General features: G+C 57.5%; 21 protein-coding genes. 9 read left to right on the forward strand and 12 right to left on the reverse strand.

The annotated features are described in order from the left end of the window. The first annotated feature begins 72 nt into the window (after positions 1-72). Complete coding sequence (locus C3Z11_RS00915; RefSeq protein WP_106475650.1) at positions 73-1674, forward strand: solute:sodium symporter family transporter; 1602 nt, start codon at positions 73-75, stop codon at positions 1672-1674. Between the two features lie 149 nt (positions 1675-1823). Continuing rightward, entirely contained in the window at positions 1824-2588 is a 765-nt protein-coding gene (locus C3Z11_RS00920; protein WP_106475651.1) for a M15 family metallopeptidase, read from the forward strand. 117 nt (positions 2589-2705) lie between these two features. Here C3Z11_RS00920 and C3Z11_RS00925 read toward each other — a convergent pair whose 3' ends face one another. Beyond that, entirely contained in the window at positions 2706-4103 is a 1398-nt protein-coding gene (locus C3Z11_RS00925; protein WP_262927162.1) for a lytic murein transglycosylase, read from the reverse strand. 110 nt (positions 4104-4213) lie between these two features. On the opposite strand from C3Z11_RS00925, the gene C3Z11_RS00930 reads away from it, so the two are divergent. After that, positions 4214-4660: a DUF4385 domain-containing protein gene (locus C3Z11_RS00930; protein WP_106475652.1), complete on the forward strand. Its 447-nt coding sequence runs from the start codon at positions 4214-4216 to the stop codon at positions 4658-4660. Here the strand turns inward: C3Z11_RS00930 and C3Z11_RS16965 are convergent. Both C3Z11_RS16965 and C3Z11_RS00935 read right to left on the reverse strand, forming a co-directional pair. Next, the gene (locus C3Z11_RS16965) at positions 4651-4782 is read right to left on the reverse strand and encodes a hypothetical protein (protein ID WP_262927163.1); all 132 of its coding nucleotides are present in this window, start codon (positions 4780-4782) and stop codon (positions 4651-4653) included. The two genes, C3Z11_RS00930 and C3Z11_RS16965, sit on opposite strands and share 10 nt — an antisense overlap. Positions 4783-4814: 32 nt before the next feature. Then, a complete protein-coding gene (locus C3Z11_RS00935) occupies positions 4815-5543 on the reverse strand; it encodes a hypothetical protein (protein WP_106475653.1) in 729 nt (242 codons plus the stop codon). A 168-nt stretch (positions 5544-5711) separates the two neighbouring features. On the opposite strand from C3Z11_RS00935, the gene yciH reads away from it, so the two are divergent. Together yciH and C3Z11_RS00945 are read left to right on the forward strand one after the other, a co-directional pair. Continuing rightward, a complete protein-coding gene (yciH, locus tag C3Z11_RS00940) occupies positions 5712-6065 on the forward strand; it encodes a stress response translation initiation inhibitor YciH (RefSeq protein WP_106475654.1) in 354 nt (117 codons plus the stop codon). A gap of 22 nt (positions 6066-6087) precedes the next feature. Then, entirely contained in the window at positions 6088-6513 is a 426-nt protein-coding gene (locus C3Z11_RS00945) for a YbaY family lipoprotein (RefSeq protein WP_106475655.1), read from the forward strand. Positions 6514-6530: 17 nt separating this feature from the next. Here the strand turns inward: C3Z11_RS00945 and C3Z11_RS00950 are convergent, their stop codons facing one another. Then, on the reverse strand, positions 6531-7385 hold the full coding sequence (locus C3Z11_RS00950) for an NAD-dependent protein deacetylase (RefSeq protein ID WP_262927164.1): 855 nt from the start codon (positions 7383-7385) through the stop codon (positions 6531-6533). A 136-nt stretch (positions 7386-7521) separates the two neighbouring features. On the opposite strand from C3Z11_RS00950, the gene C3Z11_RS00955 reads away from it, so the two are divergent. Further along, positions 7522-8409, forward strand: a complete 888-nt coding sequence (locus C3Z11_RS00955; RefSeq protein ID WP_106475656.1) for a nuclease-related domain-containing protein — start codon at positions 7522-7524, stop codon at positions 8407-8409. A gap of 25 nt (positions 8410-8434) precedes the next feature. Here C3Z11_RS00955 and C3Z11_RS00960 read toward each other — a convergent pair whose 3' ends face one another. Continuing rightward, complete coding sequence (locus tag C3Z11_RS00960) at positions 8435-10027, reverse strand: sodium:solute symporter (protein WP_106475657.1); 1593 nt, start codon at positions 10025-10027, stop codon at positions 8435-8437. A 41-nt stretch (positions 10028-10068) separates the two neighbouring features. Beyond that, positions 10069-10881 carry a ribonuclease T2 family protein gene (locus C3Z11_RS00965; protein WP_106475658.1) on the reverse strand — a complete coding sequence of 271 codons (813 nt, stop codon included), beginning with the start codon at positions 10879-10881 and terminating at the stop codon, positions 10069-10071. Between the two features lie 313 nt (positions 10882-11194). Here C3Z11_RS00965 and C3Z11_RS00970 point away from each other — a divergent pair, with 313 nt between their 5' ends. The 3 genes from C3Z11_RS00970 to C3Z11_RS00980 all read left to right on the forward strand — a co-directional run bounded on the left by C3Z11_RS00970 (position 11195) and on the right by C3Z11_RS00980 (position 15290). Further along, positions 11195-12370 carry an MFS transporter gene (locus C3Z11_RS00970; protein WP_106475659.1) on the forward strand — a complete coding sequence of 392 codons (1176 nt, stop codon included), beginning with the start codon at positions 11195-11197 and terminating at the stop codon, positions 12368-12370. Positions 12371-12867: 497 nt separating this feature from the next. Continuing rightward, positions 12868-14220: a maltoporin gene (locus tag C3Z11_RS00975; RefSeq protein ID WP_106475660.1), complete on the forward strand. Its 1353-nt coding sequence runs from the start codon at positions 12868-12870 to the stop codon at positions 14218-14220. Between the two features lie 113 nt (positions 14221-14333). Next, positions 14334-15290 carry a MalM family protein gene (locus C3Z11_RS00980; RefSeq protein ID WP_106475661.1) on the forward strand — a complete coding sequence of 319 codons (957 nt, stop codon included), beginning with the start codon at positions 14334-14336 and terminating at the stop codon, positions 15288-15290. A gap of 85 nt (positions 15291-15375) precedes the next feature. Here the strand turns inward: C3Z11_RS00980 and C3Z11_RS00985 are convergent, their stop codons facing one another. The 6 genes from C3Z11_RS00985 to C3Z11_RS01010 all read right to left on the reverse strand — a co-directional run bounded on the left by C3Z11_RS00985 (position 15376) and on the right by C3Z11_RS01010 (position 23289). After that, a complete protein-coding gene (locus C3Z11_RS00985) occupies positions 15376-17007 on the reverse strand; it encodes an alpha-glucosidase family protein (RefSeq protein ID WP_106475662.1) in 1632 nt (543 codons plus the stop codon). A gap of 91 nt (positions 17008-17098) precedes the next feature. Continuing rightward, the gene (locus C3Z11_RS00990; RefSeq protein WP_106475663.1) at positions 17099-18211 is read right to left on the reverse strand and encodes an ABC transporter ATP-binding protein; all 1113 of its coding nucleotides are present in this window, start codon (positions 18209-18211) and stop codon (positions 17099-17101) included. A gap of 46 nt (positions 18212-18257) precedes the next feature. After that, complete coding sequence (locus C3Z11_RS00995; protein ID WP_106475664.1) at positions 18258-19100, reverse strand: carbohydrate ABC transporter permease; 843 nt, start codon at positions 19098-19100, stop codon at positions 18258-18260. Beyond that, positions 19097-20077, reverse strand: coding sequence for a carbohydrate ABC transporter permease (locus tag C3Z11_RS01000; RefSeq protein WP_106475665.1), 981 nt, complete (start codon positions 20075-20077; stop codon positions 19097-19099). The genes C3Z11_RS00995 and C3Z11_RS01000 overlap by 4 nt, the downstream gene beginning before the upstream one ends. Before the next feature lie 17 nt (positions 20078-20094). Next, entirely contained in the window at positions 20095-21369 is a 1275-nt protein-coding gene (locus tag C3Z11_RS01005; protein ID WP_394810183.1) for an ABC transporter substrate-binding protein, read from the reverse strand. Between the two features lie 216 nt (positions 21370-21585). Further along, positions 21586-23289, reverse strand: coding sequence for a BCCT family transporter (locus C3Z11_RS01010; protein WP_106475667.1), 1704 nt, complete (start codon positions 23287-23289; stop codon positions 21586-21588). Positions 23290-23471: the final 182 nt, after the last annotated feature.

A 23471-nucleotide genomic window follows, 5' to 3' on the forward strand; every position in this document is an offset into this window, starting at 1 on the left:
TGCGCGCCGTAATCTTTCGACCATGCACGACACTGATCGGTCACTTGCTTCAGTATTCAAGGATAAGACTTCATGCATGCCCTAACGCTTTTATCGTTTTTATTCTTTACCGGGCTGGTAGCGTTTGTTACCTGGCGCATCACCCGTCGGGATGATCTGAGCAACACACGCAATTACTTTCTGGCCGGCCGCAGCCTGACGTTCCCGTTCATCGCCGGCTCGCTGTTAATGACGAACCTCTCTACCGAGCAGATGGTCGGCCTAAACGGCGCGGCATTCAGCGATGGCCTGAGTGTGATGGCCTGGGAAGTGGTCGCGGTCGTCGCGCTGGTACTACTGGCCCTGTTCTTTCTGCCGCGTTTTTTGCGCAGCGGGATTGCCACTGTGCCGCAGTTGCTCGAAATCCGCTTTGACCGGACCACGCAGCTGATCTGTAACATCATCTTCTTGTTGGCTTATGCGGTTATTTTGCTGCCGATCATTCTTTATTCGGGAGCCATTGGTCTTCAAGGCATGCTCGATTTGCCAACGCTGACGGGTATTCAGTCTTCGAGCACCCTGCTGTGGCTGACGGTCTGGGTGGTTGGCCTGATCGGTTCCGTCTACGCCCTGTTTGGTGGCCTGCGCACCGTTGCCGTATCCGACCTGCTCAACGGTATCGGGCTATTGATCGGTGGCTTTGTAATCGTCTATTTCGGTCTTCAAGCTGTTAGTGATAATGGCGGCGTACTGGCGGGCTGGCAGATACTCAAGGACACTCAGCCCGAGATGCTCAATTCGATCGGGCAAGAAGATCAACAAGTACCGTTTGCGACTCTGTTCACCGGTGTATTCCTGATCAACCTGTTCTATTGGACTACCAACCAGCAGATCATTCAGCGTACGTTCGCCGCCAAGACACTGGCCGAGGGTCAAAAGGGCGTACTGTTGACCGGCCTGTTCAAGCTGCTCGGTCCACTCTATCTGGTGTTACCCGGTATTATCGCCTATCACCTCTATGCCAGTGACGGCATCCGTCCTGACGAAGCCTACGGTCGCCTTGTCTTCAACGTTCTGCCGCCTTATCTGACCGGCTTCTTCGCCGCGGTAATGGTCGGTGCGATCCTTTCTTCCTTCAACTCAGCACTTAACAGTACCACCACCCTGTTCAGCCTCGGCGTCTACAAGGGGCTGATCAAGAAAGACGCCACCGAGGAAGAAGTGGTCAAGTCGGGCAAGGTGTTCGGCTGGGTGATGGCGATCGCGGCGATGATCATCGCTCCGCTGTTGGCCGGCCAGGACAGCCTGTTCGGCTACCTGCAGAAGATGAACGCGATTTATTTCATTCCGATTCTCGCCGTGGTACTGGTCGGGCTTTTGACCAAGCGCGTGCCGCCGCTCGCCGCCAAGCTAGCGCTGATTCTTGGCTGCCTGCTGATTGCCGCGGGCTATTTCATTCCGCCTTTCAACGGTATCCTTGAAATCACCAACCAGTATCATTTCGTCGCCGGCGTGTTCGTCTTGCTGGTGGCTATGATGCTGATCATCGGTAAGCTGCGCCCGCGCGCCACCGCCTGGATCCATGAAGACAGCGGTGAGGTCGATCTCACGCCGTGGAAAGGTGCGATTCCGGCCAGCATCGTGCTGATCGTTTTCGTTATCGCCATTTATATGTCCTTCGCTGGCGGCGCTTGATCCCCGCCCGCCCAACAACGCCCCGCACCTGCGGGGCGTTGTTGTTTCTAGCCCAACGTTGAAAAGCGAACGTTTATTGCGACACCGTGCACACCACGTGGCATTCGCGTACAACTAACATTTTTCATAACAATATAGCGACGCTGTATATGGCTGCCTCACGTTTCGACGCTCCCCCCGTTCCCGAACAGGCAATGCCTGACTGGCAATGCGCCAGCCAAATTCCCATCGCCGCCAGCACGTCACAAGCACTACAACCGACCAGCCTTGCCAGTGCCTTTAGAACGCATCCTATTTATTTCAAACTCGGCGTGCCGGGCGCCGTGCCGGAATGCTTCGTACGTACGGAGGTCTATCAGCGGCTGCTCACCGCGGCCCAGACATTGCCTGCCGGCGTCATGCTGGTGGTACTCGACGGCTGGCGGCCACTTGAGGTTCAATGTCATCTCTATACCACTCTGCTCGGCCTGATCACGCAACGTTTTGCCGCGCTCGATGAGGCAACGCGACGCGGGCGTATTCGCGGCTTCGTCGCCCTACCCAGCGATGATCCACTCTGCCCAAGCCCGCACCTGACCGGAGCCGCCGTGGACGTCACCCTGTGCGATGAGCACGGATTGCTGCTCGACATGGGCACCGCGTTTGATGAGATGCATGCCGCCTCGCATACCCGGTATTTCGAGACACTCGCCGCCCCCAGCGCAACCGAACGCGAATGCCGCGAGCGGCGACGAATGCTCTATCACGCCATGGCCCAGGCGGGCTTTGCCAACCTGCCCAGCGAGTGGTGGCACTACAGTTTTGGCGATCAGCTATGGGCCTGGATGGGCGGACATGAGCAGGCCCTATTCGGTAAAAGCGAGCCCTACACGCTGGAAGCACGCTGGTGCCATTCACTGACCTTGATGTCCTAGCCGGGCGAAAAGGACGCTGGCGCGTCCAGGCGGAGTGCCCCCTGCTCAATAGCTGTGTATTTAAACACTATTCAACAGGGAGCTTTGGCGATGTCGGCTTTACGGCCGTGGTGCCGCCTAGCGCAGACGTTCGAGCGTCTCCACGCTGGCAAAGCCATCCGGCGTTTCGCCTCGGCTGCGCTGCCAGGCGCGCAGGGCGGCTCGGGTATTGGGCCCCATGATGCCGTCCGGCGTGCCGGTATCAAAACCGGCACGATTGAGCGCCTGTTGCAGCTCAAGGGTCTGGCTGCGTGATAGCAGCTTAAGACTGCGCGGCCAGCTCGCCTGCACTCCCGGCCGGCCTTTGATGCGATCAGACAGGATCGCCACCGCCAGTGCGTAGCTGGTGGCGTTGTTGTAACGCATGATGACACGGAAATTATGCCCCACCATGAACGCCGGCCCCTGCGCTCCGGCGGGAATAATAATCGCCGCTTCATCGAGTGCCGGCAGCGGCTCGCCGCCTACGCCGCGCACCCCCAGCTCACGCCAGCGCGCCGTACTCATGCGGTTATCGGCATCGGCGCGGGCGTAGTCGAAGCCCTCCGGCAACCTGACCTCCGCGCCCCAAGGCTCGCCGCGCTGCCAGCCGTTGCGCTCGAGATAGTTCGCAGTGGAGGCCATCACATCGGGGATACTGCCCCAGATATCGCGCCGATCGTCGCCATCGCCGTCGACGGCATAGGCCAGAAAGCTGGTGGGAATGAACTGGGTGTGCCCCATCGCCCCTGCCCAGGAGCCGCGCATGTGATCGGCATCGATATCGCCGCGCTGAATGATCTTCAGCGCCGCGACCAGCTGTTCACGTGCGAACTCGTGGCGGCGCCCCTCGTAGCCCAGGGTGGCAAGGGCCGCGATCGTCGAAAAATTGCCGAAGTTGCTGCCGTAGTTACTCTCTACGCCCCAGATAGCGGTCACGATCGATGACGGAACGCCGTAGCGCGCCTCCATCCGCTCGGCAGTCTCGCGGTGAGCCGCGAGTTTGGCACGACCGTTTTCGATGCGGCTTGCAGAGACCGCACTGTCGAGATACTGCCAAATGGCGCGGGTGAACTCCGGCTGGTAGCGATCCAGCTCGATGATTCGCGGCTGATAACTGACGCCACCCAGCGCCATATCAATGGTCGCCGGGTCGATGCCCTGCGAGCGGGCATAAGCACGAAACTCGTCGAGCCACTGGGCAAAGGATTCCTGCGCGGCCGGGGTGCCATCACCGGCGCTCTCGGGGGGGGCCTCACTGCTGCGGACAGTGCCACTATTATCGCTGGCGCCGCTACCGCGTTCGACTATTGCTTCTTTTGTGGCCGTCTCCGCTGTGGCTGCCCGCTTCACAGCGCTCCCGGCGCGAACGTTCGGTTCAGCGGTATTGGCCTGACAGCCCGGCATTATCATTGCCCCTGTCAGCGCCACCATCCACAGGCGCGAGCGCCGTCCGACAGTTGCCCGCCCAACTCTGTCGTTTCTCTCTTCTGCCATGATCGCTTCCCTGTTGGCTTTGCTGAACTATCATGGCTGATGAATAGACTTTTTGCCCACTACCTGGCCTCGCCGGGCGGTGCGGTATTCAACTTCAGGGAAAGCGCCTGATGGGAAATAACAGCAAAGCAACGGCGGAGAAGATAGACCACCGTCATCATCCAGAATGTTACCGGGTCGGGCGCGGCGAGCAGGGCGTTTTGAGTATCGAGCCCTACAAGAGCGAGCTCTTGCCGCACTGGCGCTTCAAGACGCCTGATGACGCTCGCAAATCATCGCAAAAGCTCGAAGAGATGTTCGAGGCCTATCGCGAGGCGGACGATTTCGTCGGCATGGACATGGCGCGCAAGTTCATCCAGATGGGCTACACCCGTGCTCGTCGCTACGCCAACTATCCCGGCGGGCGTAAATACGACAAGAATGGCGAAATACGCGAACGACACATCGACGAGCAGAAGGCGGAGTCGGCCGCCATTTTCGAGCAAGTATGGAAGCGGATACGCGAAGACGAGGACTATCTTGCCCGCAAGCGCGACCACCAGCGCCGTCATGGCTGAGCGCCGCTGTGGCGGCGGTAACCGAAGGAGCTGTCGAGGTTGCAGGTATCGTCAGGCAGCCGCCAGCCGGTGTAGAAGGTAACGCCGTCGAGATCATCGCCTAAACCGATAACGCCCCGCATGGGCGGGGCGTTGTGTCTTGGCTAGGCTCGGCTTAGAAGGTGTACTCGACACCGATCACAGCGACCGGATAGATGTTGTACTTGCTCAGATCATCTTTGAGGTCGTCTTCCTGATTGCGCGCTTCCTGTTCGGCAACTTGGCGGACCAGGGGGTTACTCATCGCTTCCCCACGCGGCGTCAGTGACACTTCCGGATCTATCCAGAACGCGCCGGCTTCGGCGTAGAAGCCTAGCCCTTGCTTGGCGCTGTTGCGCCAGCCGATACCCAGGTAAGGTTCAACGCTGTCGGAGAGTTCTGCACGGCCATCCAGATGCGCATCTTCCGGTTCGATGGAGATGCCTAGATCATCATATGTCCCATCACCAACATAACGTCCCACAGCCTTAAGCTGCACATCGGGCCTGACCGCCCCGGCGGAGATGAAGAAGCCGCTCGTCGCCCACGGATAAATATCGAGCTTCAGACTATAGATATCCGATTCGATTTTGCCCGTGTACTTCACATCATCGTTGGTATGATCAAGATCATCGTAGGTATAACCGCTATAACCAGCGGTCACTGCGAAGTGATCGTCAAAACGCCAGCTGACGTTACCACCAAAACCGGTCGTGCCGGCCTGGGCACCGAGCGACCAGTTATCGTCGGCATGAGCCATGCCAATAGAAGCTGCAAGCAGTGTGCTCGTCAACGCAACAGGAATAAAACGATGCATATCCGGACCTTTAGTGAAGTAATGATCGAGCGGCTGCGTAATGCTCACGCGCGCCTCTAATAATGTGCATCATGCCTTAACTGCAGAAAAGTAAACCTGTAAACACTAAAACTTTTATAGTCCATTTCTTCGATTTTACTGAGCAGGCACCGGTTATTTCGAGAATTTGCTCGGCTGCGCTATGCTAGTCGTCAATATACGCCAGGAGCGCAAACCATGGCTTCGATGAAGGATCAGCTCAGTAAACTCGTCTATTCCACCGAACAGGGCGACCTGCGCAAAAACGAGGAAGACACTGCTACGGCAGATGCCGAACGGCTCGCTTCGCTTGATGGCATTGTCCGTATCCGCCGTGAGACTTCGGGCCGCAAAGGTAAGGGAGTGACAATCGTGTCAGGCGTGCCGCTACCCGCTGAGGAGCTCAAGATATTAGCGGCAGCGCTCAAGAAACGCTGCGGCACTGGTGGCTCAATGAAGGAGGGTATGATTGAGGTCCAAGGCGATCATCGCGAGACGCTTAAGGTGGAACTCGAAAAACGTGGATTCAAGGTCAAGTTTGCCGGTGGCTAACAGGCCACCTGATGAGGAAAAGATGAAGACAAGCCGCCACAAGAGCCATCATATGCTTCCGGCGCTGGTAATAATGAGTGTCGTGCTGGGCGGCTGCAGCTACCTGCCATTCTCATCGGGACCAGAATTCACAACGCTGACCGGCCAGGCGGACAGCGAAGAGCGCATGACACTGCCGGCTGATGCCGAGTTCGATGTCAAGTTGATTGATGTAAGTGATGGCCGTGAAACGCTGGCCGTCATCAACCAGCGCCGTCCCGGTCAGTTCCCATTGACGTTTACGCTGCAATATGATCGTAGCCAGCTCGCCCCCGAACATGAGTACGCGCTCGATGCCAGCGTGCGGATCGGCGGACAGCTCAGCTATATCAATGTCGAGCCAGTATCGGTGCTGACCGGCGGTGCGCCACGCAGCGACGTCACCATTACGCTCGAACGCGTCCACTAGCCAACACGGTGCGGCCGTCAGGCATCCAGTCCGTCCAGTAGTGCCTCTAGTCCCTCGCTGATGGGTTGTTCGAGTTTGATCTCGAACAGCTCATCGGCGCGAGTATGCCCCAGATTGAGACATGCGACCGGCTTGCCGGTCTGTGACGCGTGGCGCGCAAATCGAAACCCCGAAAATACCATCAGCGAAGATCCCACCACCAAAAGCGCCGGGGCAGCATTCAGCATCGCCATGGCCTGTGCCAGCCGTGGCTTGGGGACACTATCACCAAAGAACACGACATCGGTTTTAAGGATGTCGTAACCACAGCGTGGGCAATCAGGTAGCTGAAACGTTGAGAAATCAACACCATCAAGGTAGGCATCACCATCGGGCGCAATTTCTGCCTTCATGCCCACCCACTCGGGATTAAGAGCCGCCAGCGTTTCATGAAAGTCGCGTCGTTCGATAAGCAGGTCGCATTGCAGACAGCGGACCTGATCGGCCCGGCCATGCAGATCGATGACATGCTGACTGCCACTCTTCTGATGGAGACGATCGACATTCTGGGTAATGATGCCATTGATTACACCGCGCTGTTCAAGTTCAGTCAGGGCATGATGCGCACGTCCCGGAACGGCATTGTCGAGCAGGCGAAAGCCCACCAGACTCCTGGCCCAATAGCGTTGGCGCGCCAGCGCGCTGGCGAGATAGTCCTGCTGCGACATCGGTGGTGGTCGTTTCCATTGCCCGGCTTCGTCGCGGTAGTCGGGAATTCCACAGTCGGTACTGACGCCGGCACCGGTCAGCACGCACAATGGAGAGTGACAGCGCACAAAATCGATTAGCATATCCAAAATTGCCTGATCAGCAGCCATATTGTGCTGTGCCATCTATCCTCACTCCTCGTTATCCCTACTCATGGTGGGTGGCCATGAATGCAGCTCAACTAATATTGCGGTTTGCGTGGCCGATGGTATATAGCAACCGTTAAGATGCGCATTTGATTGGCAAGGACACCCTAATTTCATGACCTGGCTGGAATATTTACTGCCGCTGGTTTTTCTTACCCCATTGGCGGCGACCGCGCTGATCGTCTTTGCGCTGCGCCATCTGCTGCGGCGGCGGTTGCGTTCTCCCTTGAGCGGACAGTTGCTGCGTGAATCCGGCCAGAGCCTGAGAATACGCCTCGATCACGCCCAGACCATGCTTTTTCTGACCGGTGCGCTGGGCCCTATTGCCGCGATGGCCCCGCTGGTCTACGGCATGGGACGCATGTTGTTCTCTGAGGAGCAGAACTGGCTGGAATGGGCCTGTTATGGCCTGCTGAGCACCTTGGCAGTATTCATCTTCTGCGCAATGCTGATCACCAGCTATACGCGCATCAGGCGGCTACGCTTCGGACTGGCCTGCGATCTCACCATCGCTCAGGAAGTCACCCGGCTTATCCATCCCGAAGCCCACCCGTATTTCGTGTTTCACAACGTGCCCGGGCAGGGTTTCACGATCGATCATCTCGCGGTGACCCCTTATGGCATTTTCGTCATCCTCGCCAAAGCGCGTACCCGGCCACTCGATGTCGCCCGGGACCGTCCGGTTATCGTCGATGGGGAAACACTGCGTTTTCCTCAAGGCGAAGAAAACGCGCTGCTGCGGCGCACTCGTGTCATTAGTCGTTGGCTGTCGCATTATCTTGAGCAGCAATGCGGTCGCACCATTCCTGTCTGCGGCGTGCTCGCCCTGCCCGGCTGGGACGTTCACGTGGCCACTCCGCCAGAAGGACTCCTGGTACTCAGCGGTGAATCCCTGGCGGAACAGCTCGAAGCGCATCGCTTTGCGTCGCTCGATGATGGAACTCGCAAGACCGTCATCCACGCCATTACACAGCGTATTCACGATTATCAACTCGCGGTATGACGTTGCCCGATTCAGGTGTTGCAGCCTACAAGCTTTGCAGATAGAACAGCAGCGCCATGACTGCAACGAAGTAAACGACCAGCGCAATAACCCAGTGACGAGTACGATCCGGCGCATGACCCAACCGTGACGCCTGGCCATGTTCGTCTGGCTGATACCAGGTCAGTCCTTTAAGCTTGTGCGCCGCTGGTTTTGCGCCGAAAGCGCTAATGATATAGCCCACGGCAATGACGATCACGGCGCCTACCAGATTGTAGTAAAGCCATGACATATCGGTTATGCGCGATAGCACACCCACGATGACAGAGCCAACTACCAGCCCACTAATAGCGCCAGTGGCGTTAATCCGACGGCTGAGCAACGCCACCAGAAACGCGCCGAGCAGGGCGCCGTTGAAGTAGGAGCCGATCTTGTTGACCGCCTCGATCACTGGCCCCAGATTACCGGCAAAAAAAGCAAATATTGTCGCGAATACACCCCAGAACACCGTCACCCAGCGCGACGCCTTGAGATAGTGCGCTTCACTGGCGTCACGCTTGATAAAGCGCTGGTAAATGTCACGTACCGATACGGCAGAAAGTGAATTGAGTGCTGAATCGAGGCTCGACATCGCTGCGGCGAACACACCGGCAATCACCAAGCCAGAAATACCCGGCGGCAGTTGGCTGACGATAAAGCGTGGAAACAGCTCATTGGAGTTGGCCACGTCAGGCTCGCCCACGTGGGAATAGAAGGCATGCAACATGATGCCGATAAAGAGAAACAGCATCATCTGCGGAATCAGCAGAAAACCGCCAAGCATCAATGAACGCTTGCTCTCGGTTTCGGACTTGCTGGTCAGCACGCGCTGGATCTGGCTCTGATCGGTGCCGAAGTAGGCGACATGCAGGAAGAAGCCCCCCAGAATGCCTGTCCATAAGCTGTAGGTCACCGAGGGCGAGGTATCCAGATTGATCGGGTGAAGCATGTCCATCTCACGGGCATGGCTTATTACCTCGCCCCAACCGCCCGGTAGATGATTGATGATCACAAACACGCTCAGCGCCGCACCAAGCCACAGCACCAGCATCTGCATCACATCGGTCCAGATTACTGCTCGAATGCCACCAAATACGGTGTAGGCCACCGCGATCACTGCCATCACCACAATTGTCCAATCAACGCTCCAGCCTGTCACAACCGAGAGCACCAGTGCCGGCGCGTAAAGCACCACACCAGTGGCGAGGCCGCGGGCAAGCAGGAACAGTACCGCCGCAAAGACCCGCGCGCGGACATCGAAGCGTTTCTCCAGATATTCATAAACGGTGTAGACACCGCTGCGGTAGAACACCGGCACGATAAAGGCGATCAAGAACCCTACCGCCAGCGGCGCATTGACGAACATGATCAAACGTTCAAGCCCGCCCTGATAGCCCCACCCCGGCGCACCAATGAACGTAATCGCGCTAGCCTGGGTCGCCATGACCGACAAGCCAATCGCCCACCAGGGAATGCGTCGCCCACCCAGAAAATAATCTTCCGTTGAGCCTTGCTTGCGTCCGACCCACGCGCCCACCACAGCAGTCAGCGCGACATAGGCCACCAATACCAGCATGTCGATCCAGGTGAACTGACTCATCCACTTTCTCCTTGTGATTGCCGTTGCCTTCTTGCTGCCGCCTACCCTTTACTCCTCGCCGTGCGTGTTCGATCAGCCGGGCGCCCCTCGCCGGGCGCATCCAGACAGATCGTGGTCGCACAGTTGCCTGTTCCAAGCGTTGCCAGTGATGCCGAAGCGGGAAAGGTATCGAGTGCATCAGCCTTGATGCCAACCTGCACCTCGGTTAACAGCGAACGTGCGCCATCACGCCTGCATTGCAGCTTCAACGCCCGCCCCTTGCCACGCCCGAACACGTTTTCGAATACGTCAATCAGCTCATTGCGCCCGATCGCAGCGCCGGTGTGAATACGTAAATAGTCACCGAACACGCTATCGGCCAGCGTGTCACGCAGCGCCAGGGCTGTCGCAAAGTAGTCGTTGGCAGTCACGCCGAAGCAGACCGCATGCTTGGCATATTCATGGCGTTCAAGACAGCTTGTGCTGCCTGGCATGTCATGGGCCAGTTCATTCGTCAGTTGTTTATCCAGTGACAGCGGCGGAGATGCGGCACAAAAACCTGACCGTTCAGGCGCAGTGAAGTGGAAGCATCCTTCCTGCCACCATTGGCGCTGGGTCATGCCTTGTGCGGCAAGCGTGGCAGGCAGTGAGGGCCACAGCCCATGCAGAACCAAAGAGGGATAAGCATGTTGATCACGACATTCAGGCCGGGCCTCGCCTTCAGTGGCACAGAAGCCGGGATGCCAGGTAAGTGCCAAGGTGTAGTGATCGAAATCGTCAAAGCGCGTCGGTGAAAGGCCCCAGGCATTCAAGGGCTGCAGACACAGGCCGACCATGAGGGTGACGAGGGTGATAAGGCGCCCTACGTAAGGCATCGGAATGTGTGCTCCCTGGCGTGTCCCGCCACGCTGTTATTGTTCACAAAGACTAAAGGCCTCGTATCGGATGAGGCGACAGATACAACGAACCATCCTCTCTGAGCCTTTATAACCATAGCGTTATAACCTTGTTCTTACACAGCGCTTTTTGACGTATGACGACCTGCCTTCTGATGTGCTTATTGTTTCCTAAACTTGTGTGTATTAAAGCTGTCGATGAGCGTGTCGTTAACGTGACAGTGGCACTTAGCGTGTCGCTTATTTATTACACGTTGATCACTCACATTACGTAGCAAAAGGATGAAGGCGCATGACCCAGACGGATGACTCCCGAGGCGAAATACCTGAAGCGCCCACGACGAGTCCGAAAAGTCGTGCGGCCATTGCGTTTTTCTTTGCACTGTCCGGACTATCGTTCTCCAACTGGGCCGTCCGCATCCCGGACATCAGTATCAAGCTTGACTTGAACGAATCGCTGCTCGGCTTGCTACTGCTCTGCCCGGTGGCGGGCTCATTGCTGCTGACGCTGCTGTCGAGCTATCTCAATAGCCGCTTCGGTAGCCGCCGCATGGTGCGCGTCGCCTCGATCATGGTAGTCGTATCGGTTGCGCTGATCGGCTGGTCGACGACACGCCTCACGCTGGGTGGCGCACTTGTGGTATTCGGCATGGGGATGGGGCTTCTGAATATTGCGATGAATGATCAGGCGGCTGCACTGGAGCGGCGTTATCGACGTTCGATCATGTCATCGTTTCACGGCGTGTTCAGTCTGGGTGGCATGATCGGGTCACTGACTGGCGGTGCGCTCGCCTCGATCGGCCTGGAGCCACGCTGGCATCTCGGCTGTGTCGCACTGGCCGCTGCGATTGGCATCTTGGTCAGCCATCGCCAGTTGCTGGCACCACCACCCCGCCATGAGCGTGTGCGCGGGCCATTGTTCGTGTTACCACGCGGCCGGCTATGGTTGATCGGGTTGATTGCCGCAGCAACCGTCTTTATTGAAGGCGCAATGGCTGATTGGTCGGCGCTGTTTCTGGCCAATATTGGCTCGAGTTCAGGTCATGCCGCCCTCGGGCTTGCAGTGTTCACCGGCACCATGGCGGTAGGGCGCCTGCTCGGTGACCGCTGGCTCGACCGCGTCGGCGCACTGCGCGCGCTGCAAATCGGCAGCGTTGTTTCACTGCTTGGGCTTTTATTAGCCGTAGCTATGGCCACGCCTAACGTGGCGCTGGTGGGCTTTGCGTTCGCCGGACTCGGCATGGCCACCTTATTTCCCTGCCTGCTAAGCATGGCCGGGCGAAGCCAGGCCATGTCGCCCTCAACGGCTATCGCCTCGGTAGCGATGATGGGCTATTTAAGCCTGCTTGGCGGCCCGCCACTGCTGGGCTTTCTTGCTCATGCCGTAGGACTGCGTATGGCTTTCGTCGCACTTGTCCTCTCTGCTCTCATTATTCTCATACTGTCCAAACCTGCGTCGCGGCAGTAGTCGCGGAAGATCAAACGCTGACGGCCCCACGGCTCGTCAGCGTCCTACGTCAGTCAGTATGTGCTGATGTGACCACCTGCATGTCTAGTTACCCAACGCCTCTTGCTTTGATTATTGCTTCTCCCTTTATTTGCCCTTCGCTCAAGCGGTTAGGGTTTTGCCCCCTCCGTACGCGCTCGCTTTATGCCGATACGTGCGCCGTAATACCTTAGTCACAATGCAACATAAGTTTACTAGCGCGATAATGCCCCCCGGAACGTAAATGAGTAGGCGCGATCGGTTCACTTATCTACGAACACATGTGGTAAGGTGCTGCCCGCTTCGGTCCGGTGCGTCATGATGTCGCACTGCCAGAGCCTCTATGCGCTGGCAGCCGTCGCGTTTTCGGGCATCACTGCATGCATCAGTGCCCGATGCAAGCGTCATCGTTAGAGCGGCCAGTTCGGTACAGCCGGTTTGGCAAATAAAATATTGGGATAAAAACAAGGGATCACGTCATGAATTCCAAGCAACAACGCTTCTTGCCTTTCGCCAGAGTCGCGCTGCTCGGCGCAGGTTGTCTTGCATCGTCGTTCGTGCTGGCCGCGCCTACCGAAGCGGACTCCCCTGATCTCGTCTTCTACGGCTACGCACGCTCCGGCATCGGCAGCCTATCCGGCGGCGGCGATCAGGCATGTTTTCAGGCCAACGGCGCACCCGCCAAGTATCGCCTCGGCAATGAGTGCGAGACCTATGCAGAAATCGGTCTCGGAGCCACTCTGTTCGAGCAGGGGGGCAAGAGCTTCTACCTCGATAGCATGATCGCCTACGCTACCGATCAAAATGATGATGCTGAAGGCACCTCTAATGACGATAACGACGTCGCGGTGCGCCAATTCAACATCCAGGCACACAACGTGATCGACGCCTTGCCGGGCGCGACGCTGTGGGCGGGTAAGCGCTACTACCAGCGCCACGATATCCATATGAACGACTTCTACTACTGGGATGTTTCCGGTCCCGGTGCGGGTCTTGAAGATATCGACGTTGGCTTGGGTAAGCTCAGCCTTGCCTGGACGCGCAACTCTTCTGATTTTGACGAAAACTTCTTGCCTGAAGATCAGAACCGCCTCGCCAATGACACCCTCGACGTGCGTTGGGCAGGGCTGCCGGTCAACCCGAATGGCACGCTGGAAATCGGCTACGATTATGGCCGTGCCTCGCGCAGCGACCGTCAGCGTCGTCTCGGTGTCGAAGAAGGTGACAAGGGTCACATGGTCACGCTCGAGCACACCCAGGGCAACTGGTTCGGTGGCTTCAACAAGGCCGTAGCCCAGTACGCTACCGACGGTATTATCAGCACCTCGGGCCGTATCAATACCGGAGGCGAAGCCCCACAAGGCCATATGTGGCGCCTGATCGATCACGGCCAGGTATGGCTGCTTCCCGACCAGGTCGACATGCTTTACGCCGTAATCTATGAAGATCAGTCGCTTGATAACAGTGAAGGCCGCAAGTGGTTCTCCGCCGGTATCCGTCCAAGCTACTACTGGACCGATATCATGAGTACCGCACTTGAAGTAGGCTACGACCATATTAATCCAGATAGCAATTCAAGCCTCGGCTCCTCTTCTTACAGCCTGAAGAAGTTTACCCTCGCCCAGCAGTGGTCGGCAGGCCGTGGCGCGCTGACGCGCCCGACGATTCGTGTCTTCGCTACCTACGCCAAGTGGGATGGTGATGCCTACCAAACTGGTGACGATGGCGTAGAAAGCTATCGCTTGAATGCTAGCACCAGCGGCGCGGACTCGGTCGATATCGATGACAACGACGGCTTCACCTACGGCGTGCAGATGGAAGCGTGGTGGTAAGTGACAAAGAAGCGCCGGATAATCTCCGGCGCTGATGGCTTGCGTTCGATTTTTTGCGGCTCAGGGTGCCAGGCGCCTTGAGCCGTTTTTGAGTTGTATCAGGGAGTCGATTCATGTCCTACAAGATACCGTCCGTGGTACTCATCACGGGCCTGATGATTACCGGCCTGAGCGGCTGTGCCTCGCTGACCGGCGACACTGCACCGCCGGCGCTGAATGCGCAGCAGTCCAGCACCGTGCTGACCCAGGCCGATGACTGCTGCCAGTCGCTCGCCGCGCTGCCCTATCAATCACTCGGCTATGACCAGACGCTGACGCTCAACTTTGACGCTTCGACACCTGCTCACGTATTCGATAGCGGCAAGAGCCTGTTTCACGCCTTCAGCCTGCCACGTGGGGTGGGCCCGCTGACCATCAATGTTACTAGTCCGGTTCACCAGCAGCAGGTGTTCGCCCCTGAACTGCTAGTACTCGATGTCAATTTCCAGCCTGTCCGCCGCTACGCTGATGAAACGTTCAGCTATGCCCAACAGCGCGGCTTCAGCGGCGATCGATTGAGCGGTGAGCTGACCCTGACGCCGGGTGACGATGCCGCCTACCTTATTGTCATGACCAGCGACAAGGCCCGCGCCGCAACGACAACCATGCTCCACCCTGCCAAGGCTTACGCCCGTGCACGCAGCCTGGTGGAACCCGATATTGAAGACCCTGTCGCTCAGCACGTTGCCACCGGCCAGGTTACGCTCGACGTATCGCCACTGGGCCAATCCAGCGGACTTGTCACCACCATCATGGGACGCAGCAACAGCAGCGCACCCGCCGTGGCGCAGCCGACCTTGCCTCAGACACAGACCACCCAGGCAGCCAATCAGCAATTGGCACCAGCTCCTCAGGCACAGACTGCCGAGGCAGCGGCGCAGGATGATCTCGATTATCATCGCATGATCAACGCAGCGCTCAAGGCCGGCGATATAGAACTTGCCATAGAGCTTGCCGACCGCGCCGAGCGCGCTGGACAAACTGGCACGCGCGCCTGGCTGGCCAAGCAGCTCAAGGCCCGCACGCCTTAGGCACGACGATGGCGTAATAACGACGCCGCCTGCTGCGAAATGCGACAGGCGGCGTTTTGGTTTGTTTACGGTGCAAAAATTATCTCTATTTCAGTGCGAGAAAAGCCGCCTGGTAGGGGCCAAGCGCCAGTTCGTGCGTGCCCTCTGTCACCAGCTGAGCACCATGGAACGATGAGCCTTCAAGCAACACGGCGTCAACAGCAATGGCAGGCAGCGGGCAGCGATGCGCCTGCATACTGAAGTTGAAGACACACAGCAGTCGTTCCTGCTCGTCGCTGCGTAACCAGGCAAGGCATTCCTCTCCCATCTCAACCAGCTCGATTGCTCCCTTTTGCAAGGCGCGGTGTGCTCTCCTGAAAGCCAACATGCGTCGAACATCGTTGAGCAACGAGGCAGGGTCAGCCTCCTGGGATTCAACCGATAGCGCTCGATGCGCCGCGGCCAAAGGCAGCCAGGTATCCACTTGAGAAAAGCCGGCATACTCGCCCTCACGACGCCAAGGCATCGGCGTGCGGCAGCCGTCACGTCCCTTGTACTCAGGCCAGCGCGGCATGCCAAACGGGTCCTGAAGCCGCTCGAAGGGTACCTCCGCTTCGGGCAGCCCCAGCTCTTCGCCTTGATAGAGGCAGACACTGCCACGCATCGCCAGCAGCATCGCCATGGCCAGCTTCGGTAATTCCGGCGCGTCGCCGTTGCCCCAACGCGAGGCGATACGCGTCACGTCATGGTTGGATAATGCCCAGCACGGCCAGGCATCTTCGGCATCCTGCTCAAAACGCTGTATCACCTCACGGACATAGGCCGGTGACAGTTCGCCCTGTAGCAGGTCGAAGGTATAGGCCATGTGCAGCTTATCGCCGCCCGAGGTGTAGGCCTTCATGATCGGCAAGGATTTGTTGCCGCCCACTTCTCCCACGGTGGTACTGCCCGGATAGCAATCCATCACCTGACGTATCGCCTTGAGGAACTCAATATTCTCGGGGCGGTTGATGTTGTACTGCTGCCATTGATAGCTATGCGGATTATCGCGCGAATAGCCCAGCGGCTGGTCGCGCCCCGGTTCTACCGCCGGATTGTCGCGCAGCTCTTTATCGTGGAAATAGAAGTTGACCGTATCGAAGCGAAAGCCGTCGACGCCCAGCTCAAGCCAGAAGCGCATGTTCTCGAGCTGTGCCTGACGCACCTCGGGATTGTGGAAATTAAGGTCCGGCTGACTGGTCAGGAAGTTATGCAGATAATACTGACAGCGCCGACTGTCGAAGGTCCAGGCGCTACCACCGGGCACCGCCAGCCAGTTATTGGGCGGCGTACCGTCGGGTCTGGGATCGGCCCATACATACCAACTCGACTTGGCATTGACGCGGTTGACCCTGCTCTCCTGGAACCAGGGATGCTGGTCGGAGGTATGACTCAGCACCTGGTCGATGATCACCTTGAGCCCAAGCGAATGAGCGCGCGCGATCAACGTACAGAAATCATCCAGCGTGCCGAACATCGAATCAACGTTGCGATAGTCACTGACGTCGTAGCCAAAATCCTTCATTGGTGAGGTAAAAAAGGGCGACAACCAGATGCCATCCACGTCCAACGAGGCCACATAATCAAGCTTACTGGTGATACCAACAAGATCGCCAATACCGTCGCCATTGCTGTCCTGAAAACTGCGCGGATATATCTGATACAGTACGCCGCCTTTCCACCACTGCTGTTGCGTCATTATCGGCCTCCGATAGGAACATGCGAATGCAGCAACGTGCGCTACGTTCGTCAGGCAAGGGATTTCTATCGCCAAGGGGTTATCTTGGGCTTCAAGCTGCCGCCTGATCACGCACTTGGCGCTGCAGCGCATGACCGTCGGCGTTAAACAAATGCGCAGACGCCGTTATGATTCTGGCGGTTACCGACTGACCACTGCGCCATGGCGTGGTGGCCTCGGTGCGGCACACCAACAGCTCCTCAGCGCCCGCCACCTCAAGATAGACATAGGCTTCATTGCCGAGAAATTCCATATTGGCGACCGGCAGCTGATGAGTCGTCTCGGCGCCATCATCCAATACGATGTGCTCAGGCCGTATGCCCAGCGTCAGAGGTAAGCCAGCCTCAAGGCCCTGGGTATCGATCGGTAACGTGAGTTTGCCTAAGTGTGGCGATGACACAACGCTGTCGTGTCGGTCTGGAGCGGTAAGCGTTACCGGCAGAAAATTCATGCGTGGCGAGCCAATAAAGCCTGCAACAAAACGGGAACGCGGATGTTCATAGAGTTCACGCGGCGAACCGACCTGCTCGACGATCCCACCATTGAGCACTACGATCTTGTCAGCCAGCGTCATGGCCTCGATCTGATCGTGGGTGACATAAACTACCGTCGACCCCAGCCGATCATGCAACCGCGCGATCTCGTTGCGCATCTGTACGCGCAGCGAGGCATCAAGATTGGAGAGCGGCTCGTCGAATAAGAGGATATCGGGCTCCCGCGCCATCGCGCGCCCCATCGCTACACGCTGACGCTGCCCGCCCGATAGCGCCTTGGGTTTGCGATCAAGCAGCGTTTCGAGCTGCAGGATGCGTGCGGTCTGCTCGACCCGCTCTCGCACACTATGCTTGTCGGCTTTAGCCAGCTTCAAGCCGAACGCGATATTTTCATAGACAGTCATGTGGGGGTATAGCGCATAGGATTGAAACACCATACCCACACCCCGTTCGCGTGGCGCCAGCTCATTGACGCGGCGTCCGGCGATGTTCAATTCACCGCCGCTGATCGACTCAAGTCCGGCAATCAGGCGCAACAGCGTGGACTTGCCGCAGCCCGATGGTCCAACGAAGACGACAAATTCACCATTCTCGATCTCAAGGCTGACGTCGCGAATGATATGCGCGTTACCGAAACGCTTGTTTACCTTGTCGAGCACCAGCTTGGCCATGCTTGTCTCCTTGCGTTTTTCTCCACGCCCATGACGTGCTCGTGGCTTATCCCTTTACGGCACCGGCCGTCAGCCCTGACACGATCCGCCGCTGAAAAATGATCACCAGCACGACCAGCGGTACGGTCACGATCACCGAAGCCGCCATGATCATGCCCCAGGGCAGTTCGTACTGACTGCCGCCCGAGATCAAGGCAATCCCCACCGGCACGGTGCGCTGTGAATCGGTCAGGGTAAACGTTAGTGCGAATAGAAATTCGTTCCAGGCGGCAATGAAGGCCAGCAGCCCGGTCGTCGCCATCGCCGGCCACATCAGGGGCATGAAGACGTGCACCAGCGTGACCCAGGGCGTGGCGCCATCCATGATTGCCGCTTCCTCCAGCTCACCGGGGAGCTGACGCATAAAGGTGGTCAATATCCAGACCGTGAACGGCAGGGTGAAAATGGTATAGCTAAGTACGAGTCCCCAAGGCGTGTTGTAGAGGTTCAGCGTGCGGATGACCTCGAACAGCCCGGAAAGTACCGCCACCTGGGGAAACATGGATACCCCAAGCACAATCATCAATACCGCGCCTCGGCCACGAAAGCGTACACGTCCCAGGGCGTAGGCAGCCGTCAGGCCCAGCGTCAATGAAATCCCCACGACACAGAAGGCGACGAGAATCGAGTTCCAGATACTTTGCACGAACGATGACTGGGAGAGCACCGCAGCATAATTGGAGAGATCAACATGATTGATCCAGTAATCGATCTGGAACAGAGCGCTTGAAGGCTTGAGCGAGGTAATTACCGCATAGTAGAACGGAAAGACCGCATAGCAGACCAATAGGGCGACCAGCGCCCAGAAACCGATCTTCATCAGCACCGCCTTGAGCAGCCGAATGCTCATGTGTCACCTCCCAACTGGCGGCGTCCCAGGTAGAGATAGGCAATCGACACCAGCGCGATGATCAGGAACAACAGCGTCGAGGCAGCGCTGCCATAGCCGACATCCTGAAACTCGACCAGCTGCTGACGCGCATAGACTGACATTGTCATCGTGCTCGATGAGTTCGAGGTCAGCACATAGATCACGTCAAATACCCGCAGCGCATCGAGAGCACGGAAGATAATCGCCACCAGCAATGCCGGCATGATCAGCGGCAGCGTGACGCGAAAGAACACCTTGAGCGGAGAGATACCATCGACCTTGGCCGCTTCATAGCAATCCGAGGGCAACATCTGTAACGCAGCCAGCACCAGTAGCGCCACGAAAGGCGTTGCCTTCCACACGTCGACCATAATGACCGCCCACATCGACAGGCTCGCATCGGCGGTCCAGGCCAGCGGTGCATCAATCAGACCCAGCGTCATGAACAGATGATTGAGAATGCCGAACTGATCGTTGAGCATCCAGGCCCATATCTTGGCGGAGACAATCGTAGGAATCGCCCAGGGAATCAGGATCGCCGCACGAACCAGCGTGCGCCCGCGAAACTCGGCGTTGAGCACCAGCGCGACGATGATGCCAAGCACGCTTTCCAGCCCTACCGACACGCCAGTGAAATAGAGCGTATTCCACACTGCATTCCACCACTCGGGATCGGCTAGCAGGCCGTACCAGCCCCCGGCGTCATGGATCAGGTAGTTCTCGAAGCCAATGAAGTTGGCCCCTTCCATACTGTTAAGCGTGGCATCGGTGACGCTGAACCAGAAGGTCCGCAGTAGCGGCCAGCCTGCCACCAATGCCAACACAATCAGCATCGGTGTCAGAAAAAGCCAGGCGGCGCGTACCCGTTGACGCCTGACGCGTGTACTGCGTCCACGTGGCGCTGGCTGATTATACGCCCCCGGTTCAGTAGGCCGGGATTTCGCTGCGAATGACATATCCGCCTCCCTGTCGATTACCAGCGCCGGCGCTTGATGCGTGTCAGTTCGCTTTCCAGCGATTCAAGCCCCTGCTCGGCACTCGTATTGCCAGACAGCACCTCGTGCACCGTATTGAAGAAGGCATTGGAGACACGAGAATAATTATCGCCGGTAACTGCCGAAGGCCGAGGCACACCGTTGACGAAGGTTTCATAGAGCGTGCCGAAGAAAGGCGTGGCTGCGAGAACTTCCTGGTCCTGATAAAGCGACTCGATAGTCGGATTATAAGAAGCTTCAATTGCGCGGCGTTTCTGCTCCTCGGGGCTGGTCAGGTAGGCCACAAGCTCGGCCGCTAGCTCAGGACTGTCGCTGTACTTCGAAACGGCAAGATTCCACCCCCCCAAGGCAGCAACGTGCTGCCCATTGTCGCCCCCCTTGGGCAGTACACCCACGCCGACCTTACCCTTGATTTCACTATTGTCACTCTGTGCCAGCGCCCAGGCGTAAGGCCAGTTACGCATGAATACGGCGTTGCCGGACTGGAACACGCCGCGCGCTTCTTCTTCGGTATAATTGAGCGCCCCCTGCGGGACGATATCGCCGATCCAGCTTTGGGCAAGTGTCAGCGCGCGGGCGGCGTCGGCATTATCGATGGTAATTTCGCCGTCTTCATTGACGATGGTGTCCCCTTGGGGATAGCTATCGATCCATTCAAGCGCATTGCAGGTCAGCCCTTCATAGGCACGCCCCTGAAAGACGTAGCCCCACATGCCGCTGTTACCTGCCTCGCGTTCTCCCTGCTGAATTATCCGCGCCGTCTCGGTCATCTGCTCCCAGGTTCCGGGCACTGGCTGGTCATACTTTTCAAGCAGATCCTTGCGATAGTAGAACACGCCGGCATCGGTGAACCACGGCATCGCTACCAGGCGATTGTTGATGGTGTTGTTGTCGATCAGCGCGGGAAAATGTCCCTGCGTCGCCTCCTCGGGTAAATATTCACGCAGATCAAGCAGATGGGGCGCAAGCATGCCCGGCCACACCACGTCGATCTGCATCACGTCGATATCACTCGAATGGGCACTGAGAATCTGCTGATAGAGCGACAGCCGCTCGGTAGAGGAATTGGGCGTCGAGACGACATCGACGCTGTGGCCCGAGCGTTTCTCCCATATCGCCACGCCGTCCTTGCAGAGCTGCAGCTCGGCGCCAACGGCACCGCAGGAAATGGTGAGATCGGCAGCCTGCGCGTGGGTAAAGCCCATGGCCGTGCCGATAAAGGTGAGCGTGGCAAGTAACTGTCTAGGCGTCATCATGGTGACCTCTGCCATTATTGTTATCGACGAGGATGCCGTCGGAGCGAAAGAGGCTTGGCAAGCCAAGCATGTCACTCAGAGTTATCAGCGCGATCCATGAGTGACAACCTAGACCTTGGACGTAACCTGGTGTTAATGAACAAAAAAATGCGCCGCATCAAAGGCGGCGCATGGCAGGACAGCAGAACGTCCTAGACTAAAGAGTCATTAGCATCAGGCTGAAGGGGGACGAGAAGCGTCACTCTGCGAGGAGACATTCTTGTCGTCCATCGTTGCATCGGGGCCTGTTTCCTCCCAGCTGCCCTCCTTCGTCCAAGGGTCGGCTTCGGGAAACTCTTCGATATTGATCTGCGGGTCTTCGTAATGCGGCTGGTAACGCAGGTCAAACTTGGCAGCACGCACCATCGCGATCATCAACAGTAGTGCTACGGCCAGAAGCGGCACGCCGCTAATGACGCTCGCCGTCTGCAACGTGTCGAGGCCACCTAAAAACAGTAGTGTCATTGGCATGAATGACAGGGCGAAAGCCCAGAACAGCCGGTTCCAGCGCATCGGCTCGCCACCTTCGAGCTTTTTTTCGACCACGGAGGCCAGGATATAAGAGATCGAATCGAAGGTTGTGGCAGTAAAAATGATCACCAGCACGGTAAAGACCAAAATCACCAGCCAGGATAGCGGCAGTTGATGAAGCACGGCAAAGATCGCCGCCTGAGGCGACTGGTCGTTGAGAATCGAGACGACATCGAGAGCACCAGTCAGCTGCAGATAGATGGCATAGTTGCCGAGGATGATAAAGAACAGCGAACAGCCCAGCGTGCCGAAGAATAGCGAGCCAGCCACCATCGTCTTGATGGTACGCCCCCTCGAGATACGTGCGATGAATAGCCCTACCGTTGGCGCGAACACCAACCACCATGCCCAGTAGAAAATCGTCCAGTTTTGCGGAAAATTCGACTTGGGGAAACCTTCCAGCCCGCCGAACGGCTCGGTCCAGGTCGCCATGTGCAGCAGATTGGAGGCCATCAGCCCCAGCGAGTTGAGCCCGGTGTTGGCCAGAAATAGCGTTGGCCCGACAACAAGGACGAACACCAGTAGCAGCAATGCCAGCCACATATTGATGTCAGATAGTAACTTGATGCCCTTACTCAGCCCGACGTAAGCGCTGACCGCGAAGATCGCCGTGCATAACAGCAGCACAAAGATCTGGGTATAGAGTGTGCTCGGAATGCCAAACAGCTCTCCCAGCCCCTGGGTGATCAGCGGCGCCAGAATTCCTAGCGTTGTCGCCCCACCACCGAGCATGCCGAACACAAACAGAATATCGATGATCTTGCCCAGCCAGCCGTGGCCGAGCTTCTCACCCAGCACCGGCAGCAGCGCCTCGCTGATACGCAGCACCGGGCGCTTGCGTACGTAGAAAAAGTAGGCAATCGGCAGCGCGGGTACCAGATAGATTGACCAGGCCAGCGGCCCCCAGTGGAAAATGCCATAGGTCGTCGCCCAGCGTACTGCCTCCTCGGAGAAGGGTTCTACATTGAATGGCGGCGCCTGCAAATAGTAGACCCACTCGATCATCGACCAGTAAAGGATGGCGCCACCAATACCGGCGCAGAACAGCATCGCTGCCCACGATAACAGTGAGAACTCAGGCTTTTCATCCGGCTCGCCGAGCTTGATCTGGCCGATATCACTGAAAATGATGTAAATCATGAAGCCGAACGCACCGATGCCAAGCGCCAGATAAAGCACGCCGAACTTATCGGTAACAAAGTTCTTGGCGGCAAGGACTATTTCCTGTCCTGCTTCGGGAAAAATAATGAGCGGTAGCGTCACCGCGAACAGCACGATCAAGACGCCGAAGAACAGCACCTTGTCGATACGCGCAAAGGAAGTAGATGAAGACGACGAAGTGGCCATATAGGCAGAATACCTTGGCTGTTGGAATGACATCTTCAACAAGGATCATCGTCGCGAACACGCGCCCGACTTGGTCCCTATTGAAGCAGCTTTCCTGCAATGAATCATCCGGATTAATAACCCAGGACTATACAAAATCGTTATAACCATAACGCATCATGATAGTACTGTCATCGCTGTTT

It is taken from the genome of Phytohalomonas tamaricis, from assembly GCF_003012345.1.
Taxonomy (GTDB): Bacteria; Pseudomonadota; Gammaproteobacteria; order Pseudomonadales; family Halomonadaceae; genus Phytohalomonas; species Phytohalomonas tamaricis.

Bases quoted from the DNA above. Each gene is read 5' to 3' on its own strand.
- C3Z11_RS00915 (WP_106475650.1), top strand. From the start codon at position 73: ATGCATGCCCTAACGCTTTTATCGTTTTTATTCTTTACCGGGCTGGTA.
- C3Z11_RS00920 (WP_106475651.1), top strand. From the start codon at position 1,824: ATGGCTGCCTCACGTTTCGACGCTCCCCCCGTTCCCGAACAGGCAATG.
- C3Z11_RS00925 (WP_262927162.1), bottom strand. From the start codon at position 4,103: ATGGCAGAAGAGAGAAACGACAGAGTTGGGCGGGCAACTGTCGGACGG.
- C3Z11_RS00930 (WP_106475652.1), top strand. From the start codon at position 4,214: ATGGGAAATAACAGCAAAGCAACGGCGGAGAAGATAGACCACCGTCAT.
- C3Z11_RS16965 (WP_262927163.1), bottom strand. From the start codon at position 4,782: ATGCGGGGCGTTATCGGTTTAGGCGATGATCTCGACGGCGTTACCTTC.
- yciH (WP_106475654.1), top strand. From the start codon at position 5,712: ATGGCTTCGATGAAGGATCAGCTCAGTAAACTCGTCTATTCCACCGAA.
- C3Z11_RS00945 (WP_106475655.1), top strand. From the start codon at position 6,088: ATGAAGACAAGCCGCCACAAGAGCCATCATATGCTTCCGGCGCTGGTA.
- C3Z11_RS00950 (WP_262927164.1), bottom strand. From the start codon at position 7,385: ATGGCACAGCACAATATGGCTGCTGATCAGGCAATTTTGGATATGCTA.
- C3Z11_RS00955 (WP_106475656.1), top strand. From the start codon at position 7,522: ATGACCTGGCTGGAATATTTACTGCCGCTGGTTTTTCTTACCCCATTG.
- C3Z11_RS00960 (WP_106475657.1), bottom strand. From the start codon at position 10,027: ATGAGTCAGTTCACCTGGATCGACATGCTGGTATTGGTGGCCTATGTC.
- C3Z11_RS00965 (WP_106475658.1), bottom strand. From the start codon at position 10,881: ATGCCTTACGTAGGGCGCCTTATCACCCTCGTCACCCTCATGGTCGGC.
- C3Z11_RS00970 (WP_106475659.1), top strand. From the start codon at position 11,195: ATGACCCAGACGGATGACTCCCGAGGCGAAATACCTGAAGCGCCCACG.
- C3Z11_RS00975 (WP_106475660.1), top strand. From the start codon at position 12,868: ATGAATTCCAAGCAACAACGCTTCTTGCCTTTCGCCAGAGTCGCGCTG.
- C3Z11_RS00980 (WP_106475661.1), top strand. From the start codon at position 14,334: ATGTCCTACAAGATACCGTCCGTGGTACTCATCACGGGCCTGATGATT.
- C3Z11_RS00985 (WP_106475662.1), bottom strand. From the start codon at position 17,007: ATGACGCAACAGCAGTGGTGGAAAGGCGGCGTACTGTATCAGATATAT.
- C3Z11_RS00990 (WP_106475663.1), bottom strand. From the start codon at position 18,211: ATGGCCAAGCTGGTGCTCGACAAGGTAAACAAGCGTTTCGGTAACGCG.
- C3Z11_RS00995 (WP_106475664.1), bottom strand. From the start codon at position 19,100: ATGAGCATTCGGCTGCTCAAGGCGGTGCTGATGAAGATCGGTTTCTGG.
- C3Z11_RS01000 (WP_106475665.1), bottom strand. From the start codon at position 20,077: ATGTCATTCGCAGCGAAATCCCGGCCTACTGAACCGGGGGCGTATAAT.
- C3Z11_RS01005 (WP_394810183.1), bottom strand. From the start codon at position 21,369: ATGACGCCTAGACAGTTACTTGCCACGCTCACCTTTATCGGCACGGCC.
- C3Z11_RS01010 (WP_106475667.1), bottom strand. From the start codon at position 23,289: ATGGCCACTTCGTCGTCTTCATCTACTTCCTTTGCGCGTATCGACAAG.